This is a genomic window from Veillonella parvula, from assembly GCF_040097785.1.
GTDB lineage: Bacteria > Bacillota > Negativicutes > Veillonellales > Veillonellaceae > Veillonella > Veillonella parvula_D.
In genome coordinates this window covers 98,368-112,496 of sequence record NZ_JBBNNS010000002.1, presented here as the reverse complement: position 1 = coordinate 112,496, position 14,129 = coordinate 98,368, and the positions used below count along the sequence as shown (strand labels likewise).

Sequence of the window (14,129 nt, the reverse complement as noted above, 5' to 3'; positions counted from 1 at the left end):
ATGAAGTAGAAGGTTGCCTCTGCGGAGGAGAATTTCTATGGAGCAGCCCATTCACGAAATGGACGACAGGAGGAATTATTAATAATGGCTAAACAGCAAAAAATCCGTATTCGCCTTAAGGCATACGACCACAAAGCTCTCGATCAAAGCGCTGCTAAGATCGTAGACACTGCAAAAAGAAATGGCGCTATGGTATCTGGTCCGATTCCATTGCCAACAGAAAAGAATATCTTCACAATTCTTCGTTCTGTACACGTAAACAAAGATTCTCGTGAACAATTCGAAATGCGTACACATAAACGCTTAATCGATATTCTTGAACCAAATTCGAAAACAGTAGATGCTATCACTCGTTTAGATTTACCAGCTGGTGTATCTATTGAAATAAAACTATAAGGAGGTGCGATAATGTCTAAAGCTATTTTGGGTAAAAAATTAGGAATGACACAAGTCTTCACAGCTGAAGGCCAATTAGTTCCTGTAACAGTAGTGGAAACTACCCCAAGCGTTGTAGTGCGCGTAAAGACTGTAGAAACAGACGGCTACGAAGCAGTACAAATTGGTTACGGTTCCATTAAAGAAAAACATTTAACAAAACCTGTAAAAGGTCAGTTCGACAAAGCTGGCGTAGCTCCAGTGAAATATCTTCGCGAAGTTCGCGTAGCTAATGCAGCTGACTACACAGTAGGCCAAACTCTGGCAGCTGATATCTTCGCAGAAGGTGAATTGGTGGACGTAGTGGGTACAGGTAAAGGTAAGGGTTTTGCTGGCACAATTAAACGCCATAACTTCTCCCGTGGTCCTGAAACTCATGGCTCCAAATCTCACCGTGAACCTGGTTCCATCGGTCCTATGATCTCCGGTGGCGGCGGTAAGGTATACAAAGGTAAAAAACTCCCTGGACAAATGGGTGGTTACAGAGTTACCGTACAACGCTTATCCGTTGTGAAAGTTGATGCTGAACGTAACCTTTTATTGGTTAAAGGTGGTATCCCAGGCGCTAAAGGTAGCTTGGTTATGGTTCGCAACACGGTTAAACCTGTTAAATAATCATTTGTCGAAAGGAGGATTATGTAATGCCTACAGTAGCAACATATAATCAATCCGGCGTTAAAGTCGGTGAAATACAGTTAAACGATGCAGTATTCGGCGTTGAAGTTAACGAAGCCGTAATGCATCAAGCCGTAGTTCGTCAATTGTCTAACGAACGTCTCGGCACACATGCAACAAAAACTAGAGGTATGGTTCGTGGCGGTGGCCGCAAACCTTGGAAACAAAAAGGTACTGGCCGTGCTCGTGCAGGCTCCAGCCGCTCCCCAATCTGGATCGGTGGCGGTACTACATTTGGCCCACAACCTCGCAGCTATTACAAAGCTATGCCTCGTAAGGCTAGACGTTTAGCAGTTAAATCTGCTCTTAGCGATAAAGTGAATAATAGCGAATTATACGTTTTGGAAGAAATCACATTAGCAGCTCCTAAAACAAAAGAAGTGTTGAACATTATTAACAGCTTCAACGTTGGTGATGCAAAAGTATTGTTCATCACTGAAGGTGATGTAAATGTTGAACGTTCCGCTCGTAACATCCAAGGTGTTAAAGCTTTGGCTTGCGAAGGTATGAACATTTTCGATCTTCTTCATTACGATAAGCTCTTCATTACTAAAGGCGCTGTCGCAAAAATCGAGGAGGTGCTCGGATAATGCAATTACATGATGTACTAATCCGCCCGGTTATTACCGAAAAATCCACTATGCTTATGGAAGAAGGCAAATACACTTTCCGTGTGCCTTTGACTGCAAATAAAGTGCAAATCCGTCAAGCAGTTGAAAAAATCTTCAATGTAAAAGTAGAAAAAGTAGCTACTATTCGTGTTTTAGGTAAGACTAAACGCATGGGTCGTACACAAGGTAAACGTAGCGATTACAAAAAAGCTATCGTAACCTTAAAAGCTGGCGAATCCATTGAATTCTTTGAAGGTGTCTAAGAGTCTAGTTGTAAGGAGGCCCACTAATGGCAATTAAATCATTTAAACCGTACTCCGCTGGTCGCCGGTTTATGACAGTATCCGCCTTCGACGAAATCACAGCAAGCAAACCAGAAAAATCCTTGCTCGCTAAGATTTCTCAAAAAGGTGGTCGTAACAATACTGGTAAAATGACAGTTCGTCACCAAGGTGGCGGTCACAAACGTCAATACCGTATTATTGACTTCAAACGTACTAAAGATAATATTCCAGCTAAAGTAGCAACAATCGAGTATGATCCTAACCGTTCTTCTCGCATCGCTTTGCTTAACTACGCTGATGGTGAAAAACGCTACATTTTAGCTCCTAACGGTCTAAAAGTTGGTGACGTTGTATTCTCCGGTCCTGAGTCCGATATTAAACCTGGTAACTGCTTACCATTGGCTAATATTCCAGACGGTACACAAATCCACAATATCGAATTGAAAATCGGTAAAGGTGGTCAAATCGTTCGTTCCGCTGGTACATCTGCTCAATTGATGGGTAAAGATAATGGCTACGCTATTCTTCGTTTACCATCTGGTGAAATGCGTCGTGTTCGTCAAGAGTGCCGTGCAACAATTGGTGTTGTTGGTAACGCTGACCACAGTAACCTTGTAATCGGTAAAGCTGGTCGTCATCGTTGGATGGGTGTTCGCCCTGGCAACCGTGGTGTTGTAATGAACCCTTGTGACCATCCACATGGTGGTGGTGAAGGTAAATCTCCTGTTGGTCGTAAACATCCTGTTACACCTTGGGGCAAACCAGCACATGGTGTTAAAACTCGCGACAAGAAAAAAGCTTCTAACAGCTTAATCATTAAACGTCGTACAAAATAGGATAAAGGAAAGGAGATAAAATAGTGTCCAGATCTATTAAAAAAGGCCCTTTCGTAGCAGATCATTTGCTTAAGAAAGTTGAAGCTTTAAACGAAACTAACGAAAAGAAAGTTGTAAAAACCTGGTCCCGTGCCTCTACTATTATCCCAAGTTTTGTAGGCCACACAATTGCTGTGCATGATGGTCGCAAACATGTACCTGTATTCATTACAGAAGATATGGTAGGTCATAAATTAGGTGAGTTCGCTCCTACACGTACTTATAGAGGTCATGGTAAGGACGAAAAATCTACAGGCAAAAAATAGGAGGAAATAATACATGGAAGCAAAAGCAATCGCTAGACATATCCGAATCGCGCCTCGTAAAATCCGTATCGTTGCAGATTTAGTGCGCGGTAAAAACATCGGCGAAGCATTTGCCATCTTGAAGTTCACTCCGAAAGTTGGCGCTGATGTAGTAGAAAAAGTTATGCGTTCTGCAATCGCAAACGCTGAACATAATTTCGATATGAATGTTGACAATCTTTACGTATCCGAGATCTTCGTTGATCAAGGCCCTACATTAAAACGCATTCATCCTCGTTCCCGTGGTCAAGCTTTCAAAATTTTGAAACGTACTAGCCACGTAACAGTAGTAGTTAAAGAAAGAGCTTAAGAAGGAGGGAAACAGAGTGGGTCAAAAAGTTAATCCACACGGTTTGCGTGTCGGTATCGTAAAAGATTGGGACGCAAAATGGTATGCAGATAAAGATTTCGCTGCTAATCTTCATGAAGACGTAAAAATTCGTAACTTCTTGAAAGAAACCCTTTTCATTGCTGGTATTTCCCGCATTGAAATCGAGCGTACAAATAAACGTATTAAATTGACTATCCACACTGCGAAACCAGGTATGGTTATCGGTCGTGGTGGTGCTGGTATCGAAGATATCAAAAAAGCAATGACTCGTTTCACTGATAAACAAGTGGACGTTAACATTGCAGAAATTAAACAAGCAGACATGGATGCAACATTAGTTGCTGAAAACATTGCGGGCCAATTGGAACGTCGTATCGGCTTCCGCCGTGCAATGAAACAAGCTGTAGGTCGTACAATGCGCTTAGGTGCAAAAGGTATTAAAATCATGGTAAGCGGTCGTCTTGGCGGTGCTGAAATCGCTCGTAGCGAATCCTATCGTGAAGGTTCTATTCCTTTGCATACACTTCGTGCAGACATCGACTACGGTACTGCTGAAGCTCATACAACATATGGTTGTATCGGCATTAAAGTATGGATTTACAAAGGTGAAGTTTTGCCAGAAGCAAAACAAGCACCTGCTAAGAAGGAAGAAGGTGGCAAGTAATGCTTATTCCAAAGCGCGTAAAACATCGTAAGCAATTCCGCGGCCGTATGAAAGGTCGTGCTATGCGCGGTAATACAGTGTCTCATGGTGAGTTCGGCTTGGTAGCATGCGAACCATCTTGGATCACTAACCGTCAAATCGAAGCTGCCCGTATTGCTATGACTCGTTATATCAAACGTGGTGGTAAAGTATGGATTAAAATTTTCCCTGACAAACCAATCACAGCTAAACCAGCTGGTACTCGTATGGGTTCCGGTAAAGGTTCTCCTGAATACTGGGTAGCAGTGGTTAAACCAGGTCGTGTAATGTTTGAAATGGACGGTGTGCCAGAAGCTACAGCTCGTGAAGCTATGCGTCTTGCAAGCCATAAACTTCCAATCAAATGCAAATTTGTTGTTAAGGGTAAAGAATTGGGTGGTGACGTAAATGAAGGTTAATGACATTCGCAATATGAGCGCTGCCGAAATGGAACAAAAAGTTTCCGGTCTTAAGGAAGAGTTATTTAACCTCCGTTTTCAGCTTGCAACAGGTCAATTAGAAAATCCTATGCGCATTCGTGAAGTTAAGAAGACAATCGCTCGTATTAAAACTGTACAACGTGAAGTTGAACTTAAATCTGAAAACGCATAATAACAGATTTGTTAAAGTTTGAAAAGGAGGCTTAAAATCGTGGCAGAAGAAAGAAACGTACGTAAAGTCCGCGTAGGTAAAGTTGTTAGCGACAAAATGGACAAAACTGTTGTTGTTGCTGTTGAACGTAAAGTACCTCACGCATTATATAACAAGCCAATGGTTAGCACAAAACGCTTCAAAGCTCATGATGAAAATAATGAGTGTCAAATTGGCGATACAGTTAAAATTGTAGAAACTCGTCCACTTTCTAAAGATAAATGTTGGAGAGTTGTTGAAATTCTTGAAAGACAAAAATAAGAGTGATGTAAGGAGGAATAGACGATGATCCAGCAACAAACAATTTTGAATGTTGCCGACAACACTGGTGCTAAACGTATTATGTGCATCCAAGTCATGGGCGGTTCTTATCGCAAATTCGGCAATATCGGTGACGTAATCGTTGCTTCTGTAAAAGATGCATCACCCGGTGGCGTTGTCAAGAAAGGCGACGTAGTTAAAGCTGTTATTGTTCGTTCTAAAAAAGGTATCCGCCGTCAAGACGGTTCCTATATTCGTTTCGATGAAAACGCAGCAGTAGTTATTAAAGATGACAAGACCCCTCGTGGTACTCGTATCTTTGGACCTGTAGCTAGAGAACTTCGTGAAAAAGACTTCATGAAAATCGTTTCTTTGGCTCCAGAAGTATTATAAGAAGGAGGAACGCAGCATATGGCTAAGCTACAAATCAAAAAAGGCGATACAGTTGTTGTTATCTCCGGTAAAGATAAAGGTAAGCAAGGTACAGTTATCGCAACTGAACCTAAAAAAGAACGCGTATTTGTTGAAGGCGTTAACACTGTAAAACGTCACACAAAACCTTCCCAAGCTAACCCACAAGGCGGCATCGTTACTAAAGAAGCTGGCATTCATGTTTCTAACGTAATGGTTGTCGACCCAGAAACTAAAACAGCTACTCGTATCAAAAAGGTAGAAGGCAAGGACGGTAAATTCGTTCGCGCTACTGTTAAATCCGGTACAGTACTTAAATAATCAGGAAAGGAGGAGCTACATAAATGTCTCGTTTGTTTGAACAATACAACTCTGAAATCAAAAAGAGTATGCAAGAAAAATTCCAATACGGCAATGTAATGGAAATTCCTAAATTGGAAAAAATCGTTATCAACATCGGCGTAGGTGATGCAGTAGGCAATGCAAAAGCATTGGAAGCAGCAGTTAATGACTTGACTATTATTGCTGGTCAAAAACCTGTTATCACAAAAGCTAAAAAATCCATTGCGAACTTCAAAGTTCGTGAAGGCATGGCGTTGGGTACAAAAGTTACTCTTCGTGGCGAACGCATGTATGAATTCCTTGATAGATTGATCAATGCGGCATTACCTCGTGTACGTGACTTCCGCGGTATCAGCGCTACTGCATTCGATGGCCGTGGTAACTACGCTTTGGGTCTTAAAGAACAGCTCATCTTCCCTGAAATCGAATATGATCAGGTAGAACGTGTTACTGGTATGGATATCATTATCGTAACAAGTGCTAAGACAGATGAAGAAGCTCGTGAATTGTTGACTCAATTCGGTATGCCTTTTGAAAAATAATAGGAGGAACATATAGATGGCTAAAAAATCTATGATTGAACGCGAAAAGAAACGCGCTAAAATCGTTGAAAAATATGCAGCTAAACGTGAAGCGTTAAAAGCAGCAGGTGATTATGAAGGCTTATCCAAATTACCAGCAAATGCATCCCCAACACGCTTGCACAACCGTTGCAACTTAACTGGTCGTCCTCACGGCTATATGCGTAAATTCGGTATCAGCCGTATTGCGTTCCGTGAATTGGCGTACAAAGGACAAATTCCTGGTGTTAAAAAAGCCAGCTGGTAATATTAGACGAGAGGAGGTTTTTAGATTATGGTAATGACCGATCCTATCGCGGATATGCTTACGCGCATCCGTAATGCAAACGCTGCACTTCATGAAACGGTAAACATTCCTGCATCTAGAATGAAAGCAGCCGTTCTTGACATCCTTTTACAAGAAGGCTTTGTAAAGAACGTTGAAAAAGAAGAAAACACTTTAAAAGTAACTTTGAAATATGGTTCCAATAACGAGAAAGTTATTACAGGAATTAAACGTATTTCCAAACCAGGTTTACGTGTTTACGCGAAAAAGGAAGAACTTCCTCGTGTACTTGGTGGTTTGGGTATCGCAGTTATTTCTACGTCCAAAGGCGTTATGAGCGACAAACAAGCTCGTAAAGAAGGTCTTGGTGGCGAAGTAATCGCATACGTTTGGTAATAGTAGCAATAGGAGGTAGAAATAATGTCACGTATCGGTAGAATGCCTATCGAGATCCCTGCAGGCGTTACTGTTACATATGATAACCATCATATGAACGTAAAAGGCCCTAAAGGTGAATTATCTCGCGATTTGCATCCAGATATGAATATCACTGTAGAAGGTAACACAATCACAGTAACTCGTCCTTCCGACGATAAAAATCATCGTTCCCTTCACGGTTTGACTCGCGCTCTTGTTGCTAATATGGTAACAGGCGTATCTGAAGGATTTACAAAAACTCTTGAAATCAACGGTGTTGGTTACAGAGCGGCTAAACAAGGCAATAAATTAGCTCTTACACTTGGCTTCTCTCATCCAGTAGAAATGGAAGCTCCAGCTGGTATTACAATCGACGTTCCAGCTCCTAACAAAATCGTTGTGTCTGGTGCAGACAAAGAAGTTGTAGGTGCAGTAGCAGCTGATATCCGTAAATGGAGAAAACCTGAACCTTACAAAGGTAAAGGTATCCGCTATGAAGGCGAAGTTGTTCGTCGCAAAGCTGGTAAAGCTGGTGCAAAAGGTAAATAGTAATATCATCTATATGAATGAAAGGAGTGAATATCTTGCCTCGTAAATCTAGTAGAAATATCGCTCGAGCAAAACGTCATCTTCGTATTCGCCGTCACATCTCTGGTACGGCAACTTGCCCACGTTTGAACGTTTACCGTTCTTTGAGCAACATTTACGCACAAGTAATCGATGACGTAGCAGGTACAACTTTGGTTGCTGCTAGCTCTTTAGATAAAGATTTGAACTTATCCTATGGTGGTAACGTAGCTGCTGCTAAAGCTGTTGGTGAAGCAGTTGCTAAAAAAGCTATCGCTAAAGGCATTGACACTGTAGTGTTTGACCGTGGTGGTTACATTTACCACGGCCGCGTAGCAGCCCTTGCAGAAGGTGCTCGTGAAGCAGGCTTAAAATTCTAAGAAGGAGGAACTATAGACATGGCGAGAATTGATTACACCAGTCTTGATCTTAAAGAAAGAGTAGTATTCATCAACCGCGTAGCCAAAGTAGTTAAAGGCGGTCGTCGTTTTTCCTTCAGCGCTCTTGTAGTTGTTGGTGATGGCAACGGTTATGTAGGCGTTGGCTTAGGTAAAGCAGCGGAAGTACCAGAAGCAATTCGCAAAGGTATCGATGATGCTAAGAAAAATATTGTAAACGTAGCTATTAAAAATGGTACAATCCCTCACAGCGTAACAGGCGTATTCGGTGCAGGCCGCGTATTCTTGAAACCAGCTGCTGAAGGTACTGGCGTTATCGCTGGTGGCCCTGTTCGTGCCGTATTGGAATTAGTAGGTGTTCGTAACATCTTGACTAAATCTTTGGGCTCTTCTAACCCTAACAATATGGTTCGCGCTACAATCGAAGGTTTGAAAGATTTGAAACGCGCTAGCGAAGTTGCTGAGCTTCGTGGTAAAACCGTTGAAGAAATCTATAACGCGTAATAAGGAGACAAGAAATGGCACAAGTTAAAGTAACATTAACAAGAAGCTTAATCGGTCGTCCTGAAGATCAACGCGCGACAGTTAAAGCTTTGGGCTTGAAAAAAACTAATTCTCAAGTCGTAAAAGAAGTAACACCTCAAATCGAAGGTATGCTTCATAAAGTTAGACATTTAGTAAAAGTTGAAGAAGTTTAATACTGATAAGGAGGTGCACTGAATGAAACTTCATGAATTACAACCAGCAGCTGGTTCTAAAAAAACTCGTACTCGTGTAGGCCGTGGTTTAGGTTCTGGCTTGGGTAAAACATCTGGTCGTGGTCAAAAAGGTCAAAACTCCCGTTCTGGCGGTGGCGTTCGCTCCGGTTTTGAAGGCGGCCAAATGCCTCTTTATCGTCGTTTACCAAAACGCGGTTTCAACAACAGCGTTTTTGCTAAACAATATGCTGAAGTTAACGTAGCACAATTAAATCGCTTTGAAGATGGTGCAACAGTTGATCCAGTAGCTCTTATTGAAGCTGGCATTTTGAAAAATGTACGCGATGGTATTCGTATTTTAGGTAACGGCACATTGGAAACTAAAAACTTGACTGTTATCGCTAATGGCTTCACTAAAGCTGCTGAAGAAAAAATCACAGCAGCAGGCGGAAAAGTTGAGGTGATCTAGGGTGCTAGATAGCCTCTCGAACATCTTTAAGATTACTGAGTTACGTAACAAGATTTTGTACACATTGATGATGTTTGCTGTGTTTAGAGCCGGCATTCACATCCCAGTACCAGGTGTAGATGCATCTGTTATCGAATCCTTGTTTACATCCGGTAACCTATTTGGTCTATTAGACTTGTTTGCTGGTGGTGCGCTAAGTAAGTTCTCTATCTTTGCGATGAGTATTACCCCTTACATTAATGCTTCCATCATCATGCAACTGCTTCAGTCTGTAGTTCCTCAGTTTGAAGCATGGAGTAAAGATGGTGAAGACGGGCGTAAGAAAATAGCGAAGGTAACTCGTTATGGCACCGTAGTCCTTGGCTTTGTACAAGCCGCTGGTATGGCATTTGCTCTTAGAGCAAACAACGCTTTGGTAAATAATGATTTCCTTAGCGTATTCGTTGTGGCCATCATCCTCACAGCAGGCACATGTTTGTTGATGTGGATTGGTGAGCAAATCACAGCATATGGTATAGGTAATGGTATTTCCTTGATCATCTTTGCTGGTATCGTAGCTCGATTGCCAGATGGTCTCGAAACTATTTATCAATATATCCAAAACGGAACCATTAACATGTTCCAAGCATTCTTATTTGCTGTAATTGCACTTGCGATGATCGCTGTCGTAGTGGCAGTTACACAAGGCCAACGTCGCATTCCTATCCAATACGCAAAACGCGTAGTAGGGCGTAAAATGTACGGTGGTCACTCTACATTCTTGCCGTTGAAAGTCAATCAGGCAGGTGTAATCCCAATTATCTTTGCGTCATCTGTGTTGATGTTCCCTGTAACAATTGCACAATTTATTGACAATGAATTTGTTCATAAAGCTGCTGATTTATTTACATGGGGGACGCCGTTACAAACGGCATTGTATGCGATATTGATCTTTATCTTTACGTATTTCTATACTGCAATCTCTATCAACATTACAGATATGGCAGATAATATGAAAAAATACGGTGGTTTTATCCCAGGTATTCGTGCGGGTAAACCAACTGCTGATTATGTGGATAACGTGATGACCAAGATCACTTTGGCTGGCGCTGTATTCTTAGCTGTCGTTGCTATTATACCGAATTTCCTCGGTAGTATAACCGGCGTCCAAGGCGTATACTTTGGTGGTACGGCTCTTCTTATCGTTGTAGGTGTAGCACTTGATACAATGCAACAAATTGAGTCGCTCATGGTAACACGCCACTATAAAGGCTTTGTGAAATAGGAGGGAAACGATATGTATATTTTATTAATGGGACCTCCTGGTGCAGGTAAAGGCACTCAGGCAGCTCGACTTATTGAAAAATACGGTATTCCCCAAATTTCAACAGGTGATATGTTCCGCGCTGCGATTAAGAACGAAACACCTCTTGGAGTTGAGGCTAAGAAATACATCGATGCTGGTCAATTGGTACCAGACAGTGTAACTGTTGGTATCGTACGTGATCGCTTGGTGAAAGATGACTGCAAATCTGGATTTATTCTTGATGGATTTCCAAGAACTACAGCGCAAGCTGTATCCTTGGATGCAATCCTTAAAGAATTAGGAATTTCTTTGGACGCTGTACTTAACTTAAACGTTCCTTCCGAGGAATTGGTTAAACGTATTAGCGAACGAGCTGTTCTAGAAAATCGTGCTGATGATAACCCTGAAACAGTACAGAAACGTCTAGCTGTGTACGAAGAATCTACTAAACCATTAATTGATTACTATCGCAATAGCGGATTATATCAAGAAATTAATGGTTTACAAGATGTAGACGCAGTATTTGCTGACATCATTAAGGCGTTGGAGAAATAATCTATGATTATTTTAAAATCGCCCCATGAGATTGAATGTATCCGCAAGGCAAGTAAGCTTACAGCAGACACGTTGTCCTTGTTAGTAAAAAAGGCTAAACCTGGCATCACGACGCTTGAGTTAGATACAATTGCCGAAGAATATATTCGCAGCCACGGTGGTATACCAAGTTGTAAAGGGTACTATGGATTCCCCGCTACAATCTGTGCTTCTATTAACGAAGAAGTCGTTCATGGTATTCCGAGCGCTAAGCGTAAGCTTAAAAACGGCGATGTCCTCAGTATTGATCTCGTATCATCTATTGATGGATATCACGGCGATTCGGCTGTGACGATTCCTATCGGTCACGTCAAACCCGATGTGATGAAATTGTTAAAAGTTACAGAGGAAAGTCTGTTCAAGGGAATTGAACAAGTGAAAGTCGGTAACCGTATTGGTGCTATCGGTCACGCTGTTCAAACGTATTGTGAGAAACATGGTTACGGTGTCGTACGCGACTTCGTAGGTCATGGTTTAGGCCGCGAAATGCATGAAGATCCGCAAATACCAAACTATGGTAGTCCTGATCAAGGACCTCTTATGAAACCAGGTATGGTATTGTGTATTGAACCGATGATTACATTAGGTACTCACCGTGTTCGTGTATTAGGGGATGACTGGACAGCAGTTACAGTAGATGGTAAACCTGCTGCTCATTTCGAACATACAGTGGTTGTTACAGAAAACGGCCCTGAAATATTAACTATGCGGGAAGAACCGCGGTTAATTAAATAAACAGGTAACCGGAGGAAAAGATATGTCAAAAGAAGACGTTATTGAGGTGGAAGGTACGGTCGTTGAGGCATTACCGAATGCCATGTTCCAAGTTGAATTGGAAAATGGTCATATCGTATTGGCTCATGTGTCAGGTAAAATGCGTATGAATTTTATCCGTATTCTTCCTGGTGATAAAGTTACTATGGAACTGACACCGTATGACTTAAATCGTGGTCGCATCACCTATCGCTTTAAATAAGCATAGGGTCCACAAAGGAGGTACTAATGAAGGTTCAACCATCAGTTAAAAAGATATGCGAAAAATGTAAAATCATTAAACGCAAAGGCCGTGTAATGGTTATTTGCGAAAATCCAAAACATAAACAAAAACAAGGATAATCTGATAGGAGGTGGATGATTAGATGGCACGTATCGCCGGTGTAGATTTACCTCGTGATAAACGAGTGGAAATTGGTTTAACTTATATTTATGGTATTGGTCCGACTTTAGCATCTGAAATTATTGCTAAAACTGGCATCAATCCTGACACACGCGTTCGCGATCTTTCTGAAGATGAAGTAGCGAAAATCCGTGAATTGTTAGATGCTGATTACAAAGTAGAAGGTGACCTTCGTCGTGAAGAAGCTCTTAACATTAAACGCTTAATTGAAATCAACTCCTATCGAGGCAAACGTCATCGTATGGGTTTACCACTTCGTGGTCAACGTACTAAAACGAATGCACGTACTCGCAAAGGTCCTAGAAAAGCAATTGCTGGTAAAAAGAAATAAGATAAAGGAGGGATAAAGCGTGGCTAAAAAAGTTGTTAGAACTAAAAGAAAAGAAAAGAAACATATTGAATCCGGTGCGGCTCATATTCGTTCTACATTCAATAACACTATCGTAACTTTGACAGATACAAACGGTAATGCGTTGTCTTGGGCTTCCGCTGGTGGCTTGGGCTTCCGTGGTTCTCGTAAATCCACTCCATTTGCTGCTCAAATGGCTGCTGAACAAGCTGCTAAAGCTGCAATGGAACATGGCCTTCGCACTGTTGAAGTATTCGTAAAAGGTCCTGGATCCGGCCGTGAAGCTGCAATCCGTGCTTTACAAGCTGCAGGTCTTGAAGTTACTTCCATTAAAGACGTAACTCCAATTCCTCACAATGGTTGTCGCCCTCCAAAACGCCGTCGTGTATAATTTATAGCGACCGATATGATACGGTGCTATAATTAACTATGAACGTGTGTTATATAGGAGGATGTTCCTGATGAGCGAAGAAAAGAAACTTAAAATCGAGAAAGTGGACATCGCCGATGGCGGTCGTTATGGTAAGTTCGTATGTGAACCATTAGATCGTGGTTATGGTATCACTCTCGGTAATAGCTTACGCAGAATTTTGCTTTCATCCTTGGATGGGGCAGCTATCACCTCTATCAAAATTGATGGAGTTCTTCATGAATTCTCTACTATTCCTGGTATTCGCGAAGACGTTACGGATATCATCCTTAACTTAAAGCAATTGTGCATCAAAGTTGAAGAAGAAGCACAATTACCTTTGGAAGTTCATTTTGACTTCCAAAAGGATGGAATATTGACAGCTGCTGATTTGGCTGAACAATTCCCACCAGAGGTAGAAGTATTGAATCCTGAACTCGTGATTGCGACAATGGATGAGACAGCTCATCTCGTAATGGACGTAGTAATCGAACGAGGTAAAGGCTATGTTCCTTCAACGAAGAATAAAAAAGATACTGATGTTATTGGTTGTATTCCAATCGATTCCATCTTCTCTCCAATTCTTCGTGCTAAATACGAAGTGAGTGATGTTCGTGTAGGCAATGAAATGGACTTCGACAAACTTACATTAGAAGTTTGGACTGATGGCTCCATTACTGCTGCTGATGCAGTGGCAAAATCTGCTGCCATTATGATTGGTTATTTAGGGAACTTCACTAAATTAGCGCATTCTGCAGATGTTGTAGATGTAAACACTGGTGAAGGCGGTATCGTTATAGATCCAGTAGGTTCCGATAATGAAGAACCAGCTGTAGATGACGGCCCAGCAAAGATTTCCATCGACGAGTTGGAACTCTCTGTTCGTGCGTATAACTGCTTGAAACGTGCTGGCATTAATACAATTGCAGACTTGCTAGACAAAACCATTGATGACTTAGGAAAAGTTCGCAACTTAGGTAAAAAATCTATCGATGAAATTGAGGAAAAACTCAATAATCATCCAGGTGGTTTTCAACTTAAACAAAAAGGCGAATAA

At 41.6% G+C, this 14,129-nt stretch carries 29 protein-coding genes; all 29 read left to right on the top strand.

Annotated elements, in window-relative coordinates; all coding sequences use genetic code 11:
- Nucleotides 1-84: 84 nt before the first annotated feature.
- The 29 genes from rpsJ (at nt 85) to AAA071_RS04510 (ending at nt 14,129) form a co-directional block, all read left to right on the top strand.
- Nucleotides 85-396, top strand: coding sequence for a 30S ribosomal protein S10 (rpsJ, locus tag AAA071_RS04650; protein WP_004695100.1), 312 nt, complete (start codon nt 85-87; stop codon nt 394-396).
- Nucleotides 397-408: 12 nt separating this feature from the next.
- Nucleotides 409-1,050, top strand: a complete 642-nt coding sequence (gene rplC / locus AAA071_RS04645; protein ID WP_004695102.1) for a 50S ribosomal protein L3 — start codon at nt 409-411, stop codon at nt 1,048-1,050.
- 26 nt (nt 1,051-1,076) lie between these two features.
- Complete coding sequence (gene rplD / locus AAA071_RS04640; protein ID WP_004695105.1) at nt 1,077-1,700, top strand: 50S ribosomal protein L4; 624 nt, start codon at nt 1,077-1,079, stop codon at nt 1,698-1,700.
- Nucleotides 1,700-1,984, top strand: coding sequence for a 50S ribosomal protein L23 (rplW, locus tag AAA071_RS04635; RefSeq protein WP_004695108.1), 285 nt, complete (start codon nt 1,700-1,702; stop codon nt 1,982-1,984). Before rplD ends, rplW begins: the two co-directional genes overlap by 1 nt.
- Before the next feature lie 26 nt (nt 1,985-2,010).
- The gene (gene rplB / locus AAA071_RS04630) at nt 2,011-2,841 is read left to right on the top strand and encodes a 50S ribosomal protein L2 (RefSeq protein WP_004695109.1); all 831 of its coding nucleotides are present in this window, start codon (nt 2,011-2,013) and stop codon (nt 2,839-2,841) included.
- 23 nt (nt 2,842-2,864) lie between these two features.
- The gene (rpsS, locus tag AAA071_RS04625) at nt 2,865-3,146 is read left to right on the top strand and encodes a 30S ribosomal protein S19 (protein ID WP_004695110.1); all 282 of its coding nucleotides are present in this window, start codon (nt 2,865-2,867) and stop codon (nt 3,144-3,146) included.
- 13 nt (nt 3,147-3,159) lie between these two features.
- Nucleotides 3,160-3,495: a 50S ribosomal protein L22 gene (rplV, locus tag AAA071_RS04620; protein WP_004695112.1), complete on the top strand. Its 336-nt coding sequence runs from the start codon at nt 3,160-3,162 to the stop codon at nt 3,493-3,495.
- 16 nt (nt 3,496-3,511) lie between these two features.
- Nucleotides 3,512-4,180 carry a 30S ribosomal protein S3 gene (rpsC, locus tag AAA071_RS04615; protein WP_004695113.1) on the top strand — a complete coding sequence of 223 codons (669 nt, stop codon included), beginning with the start codon at nt 3,512-3,514 and terminating at the stop codon, nt 4,178-4,180.
- On the top strand, nt 4,180-4,617 hold the full coding sequence (gene rplP, locus AAA071_RS04610) for a 50S ribosomal protein L16 (RefSeq protein WP_004695114.1): 438 nt from the start codon (nt 4,180-4,182) through the stop codon (nt 4,615-4,617). Before rpsC ends, rplP begins: the two co-directional genes overlap by 1 nt.
- Nucleotides 4,607-4,810 carry a 50S ribosomal protein L29 gene (gene rpmC, locus AAA071_RS04605; RefSeq protein ID WP_004695115.1) on the top strand — a complete coding sequence of 68 codons (204 nt, stop codon included), beginning with the start codon at nt 4,607-4,609 and terminating at the stop codon, nt 4,808-4,810. The genes rplP and rpmC overlap by 11 nt, the downstream gene beginning before the upstream one ends.
- 39 nt (nt 4,811-4,849) lie before the next feature.
- Nucleotides 4,850-5,110, top strand: a complete 261-nt coding sequence (gene rpsQ / locus AAA071_RS04600) for a 30S ribosomal protein S17 (RefSeq protein WP_004695116.1) — start codon at nt 4,850-4,852, stop codon at nt 5,108-5,110.
- Nucleotides 5,111-5,134: 24 nt separating this feature from the next.
- Nucleotides 5,135-5,503 (top strand): 50S ribosomal protein L14, encoded by a 369-nt coding sequence (rplN, locus tag AAA071_RS04595; RefSeq protein WP_004695117.1) that lies wholly within the window; start codon nt 5,135-5,137, stop codon nt 5,501-5,503.
- Between the two features lie 18 nt (nt 5,504-5,521).
- On the top strand, nt 5,522-5,842 hold the full coding sequence (gene rplX / locus AAA071_RS04590) for a 50S ribosomal protein L24 (RefSeq protein WP_004695118.1): 321 nt from the start codon (nt 5,522-5,524) through the stop codon (nt 5,840-5,842).
- Between the two features lie 23 nt (nt 5,843-5,865).
- Nucleotides 5,866-6,405, top strand: coding sequence for a 50S ribosomal protein L5 (gene rplE / locus AAA071_RS04585; protein WP_004695119.1), 540 nt, complete (start codon nt 5,866-5,868; stop codon nt 6,403-6,405).
- Nucleotides 6,406-6,421: 16 nt separating this feature from the next.
- Nucleotides 6,422-6,691, top strand: coding sequence for a 30S ribosomal protein S14 (rpsN, locus tag AAA071_RS04580; RefSeq protein ID WP_004695122.1), 270 nt, complete (start codon nt 6,422-6,424; stop codon nt 6,689-6,691).
- 27 nt (nt 6,692-6,718) lie between these two features.
- Nucleotides 6,719-7,105, top strand: coding sequence for a 30S ribosomal protein S8 (rpsH, locus tag AAA071_RS04575; protein WP_004695128.1), 387 nt, complete (start codon nt 6,719-6,721; stop codon nt 7,103-7,105).
- Nucleotides 7,106-7,129: 24 nt separating this feature from the next.
- The gene (rplF, locus tag AAA071_RS04570) at nt 7,130-7,675 is read left to right on the top strand and encodes a 50S ribosomal protein L6 (RefSeq protein WP_004695131.1); all 546 of its coding nucleotides are present in this window, start codon (nt 7,130-7,132) and stop codon (nt 7,673-7,675) included.
- Between the two features lie 17 nt (nt 7,676-7,692).
- Entirely contained in the window at nt 7,693-8,073 is a 381-nt protein-coding gene (gene rplR, locus AAA071_RS04565) for a 50S ribosomal protein L18 (RefSeq protein ID WP_005385510.1), read from the top strand.
- An 18-nt stretch (nt 8,074-8,091) separates the two neighbouring features.
- The gene (gene rpsE / locus AAA071_RS04560) at nt 8,092-8,595 is read left to right on the top strand and encodes a 30S ribosomal protein S5 (protein WP_004695136.1); all 504 of its coding nucleotides are present in this window, start codon (nt 8,092-8,094) and stop codon (nt 8,593-8,595) included.
- A gap of 14 nt (nt 8,596-8,609) precedes the next feature.
- Complete coding sequence (rpmD, locus tag AAA071_RS04555; protein WP_004695138.1) at nt 8,610-8,789, top strand: 50S ribosomal protein L30; 180 nt, start codon at nt 8,610-8,612, stop codon at nt 8,787-8,789.
- Between the two features lie 22 nt (nt 8,790-8,811).
- Nucleotides 8,812-9,258, top strand: coding sequence for a 50S ribosomal protein L15 (gene rplO, locus AAA071_RS04550; RefSeq protein WP_004695141.1), 447 nt, complete (start codon nt 8,812-8,814; stop codon nt 9,256-9,258).
- Between the two features lies 1 nt (nt 9,259).
- Nucleotides 9,260-10,522, top strand: coding sequence for a preprotein translocase subunit SecY (secY, locus tag AAA071_RS04545; RefSeq protein WP_004695143.1), 1,263 nt, complete (start codon nt 9,260-9,262; stop codon nt 10,520-10,522).
- Nucleotides 10,523-10,534: 12 nt separating this feature from the next.
- A complete protein-coding gene (locus AAA071_RS04540; RefSeq protein WP_004695145.1) occupies nt 10,535-11,098 on the top strand; it encodes an adenylate kinase in 564 nt (187 codons plus the stop codon).
- 3 nt (nt 11,099-11,101) lie between these two features.
- Nucleotides 11,102-11,872: a type I methionyl aminopeptidase gene (gene map / locus AAA071_RS04535; protein ID WP_004695146.1), complete on the top strand. Its 771-nt coding sequence runs from the start codon at nt 11,102-11,104 to the stop codon at nt 11,870-11,872.
- Between the two features lie 22 nt (nt 11,873-11,894).
- Complete coding sequence (gene infA / locus AAA071_RS04530; protein WP_004695147.1) at nt 11,895-12,113, top strand: translation initiation factor IF-1; 219 nt, start codon at nt 11,895-11,897, stop codon at nt 12,111-12,113.
- 26 nt (nt 12,114-12,139) lie between these two features.
- On the top strand, nt 12,140-12,253 hold the full coding sequence (gene rpmJ, locus AAA071_RS04525) for a 50S ribosomal protein L36 (protein WP_004695148.1): 114 nt from the start codon (nt 12,140-12,142) through the stop codon (nt 12,251-12,253).
- Nucleotides 12,254-12,276: 23 nt separating this feature from the next.
- Complete coding sequence (gene rpsM, locus AAA071_RS04520) at nt 12,277-12,645, top strand: 30S ribosomal protein S13 (RefSeq protein WP_004695149.1); 369 nt, start codon at nt 12,277-12,279, stop codon at nt 12,643-12,645.
- A gap of 19 nt (nt 12,646-12,664) precedes the next feature.
- Nucleotides 12,665-13,054, top strand: coding sequence for a 30S ribosomal protein S11 (gene rpsK / locus AAA071_RS04515; protein WP_004695151.1), 390 nt, complete (start codon nt 12,665-12,667; stop codon nt 13,052-13,054).
- 70 nt (nt 13,055-13,124) lie between these two features.
- Nucleotides 13,125-14,129, top strand: coding sequence for a DNA-directed RNA polymerase subunit alpha (locus tag AAA071_RS04510; protein ID WP_004695153.1), 1,005 nt, complete (start codon nt 13,125-13,127; stop codon nt 14,127-14,129).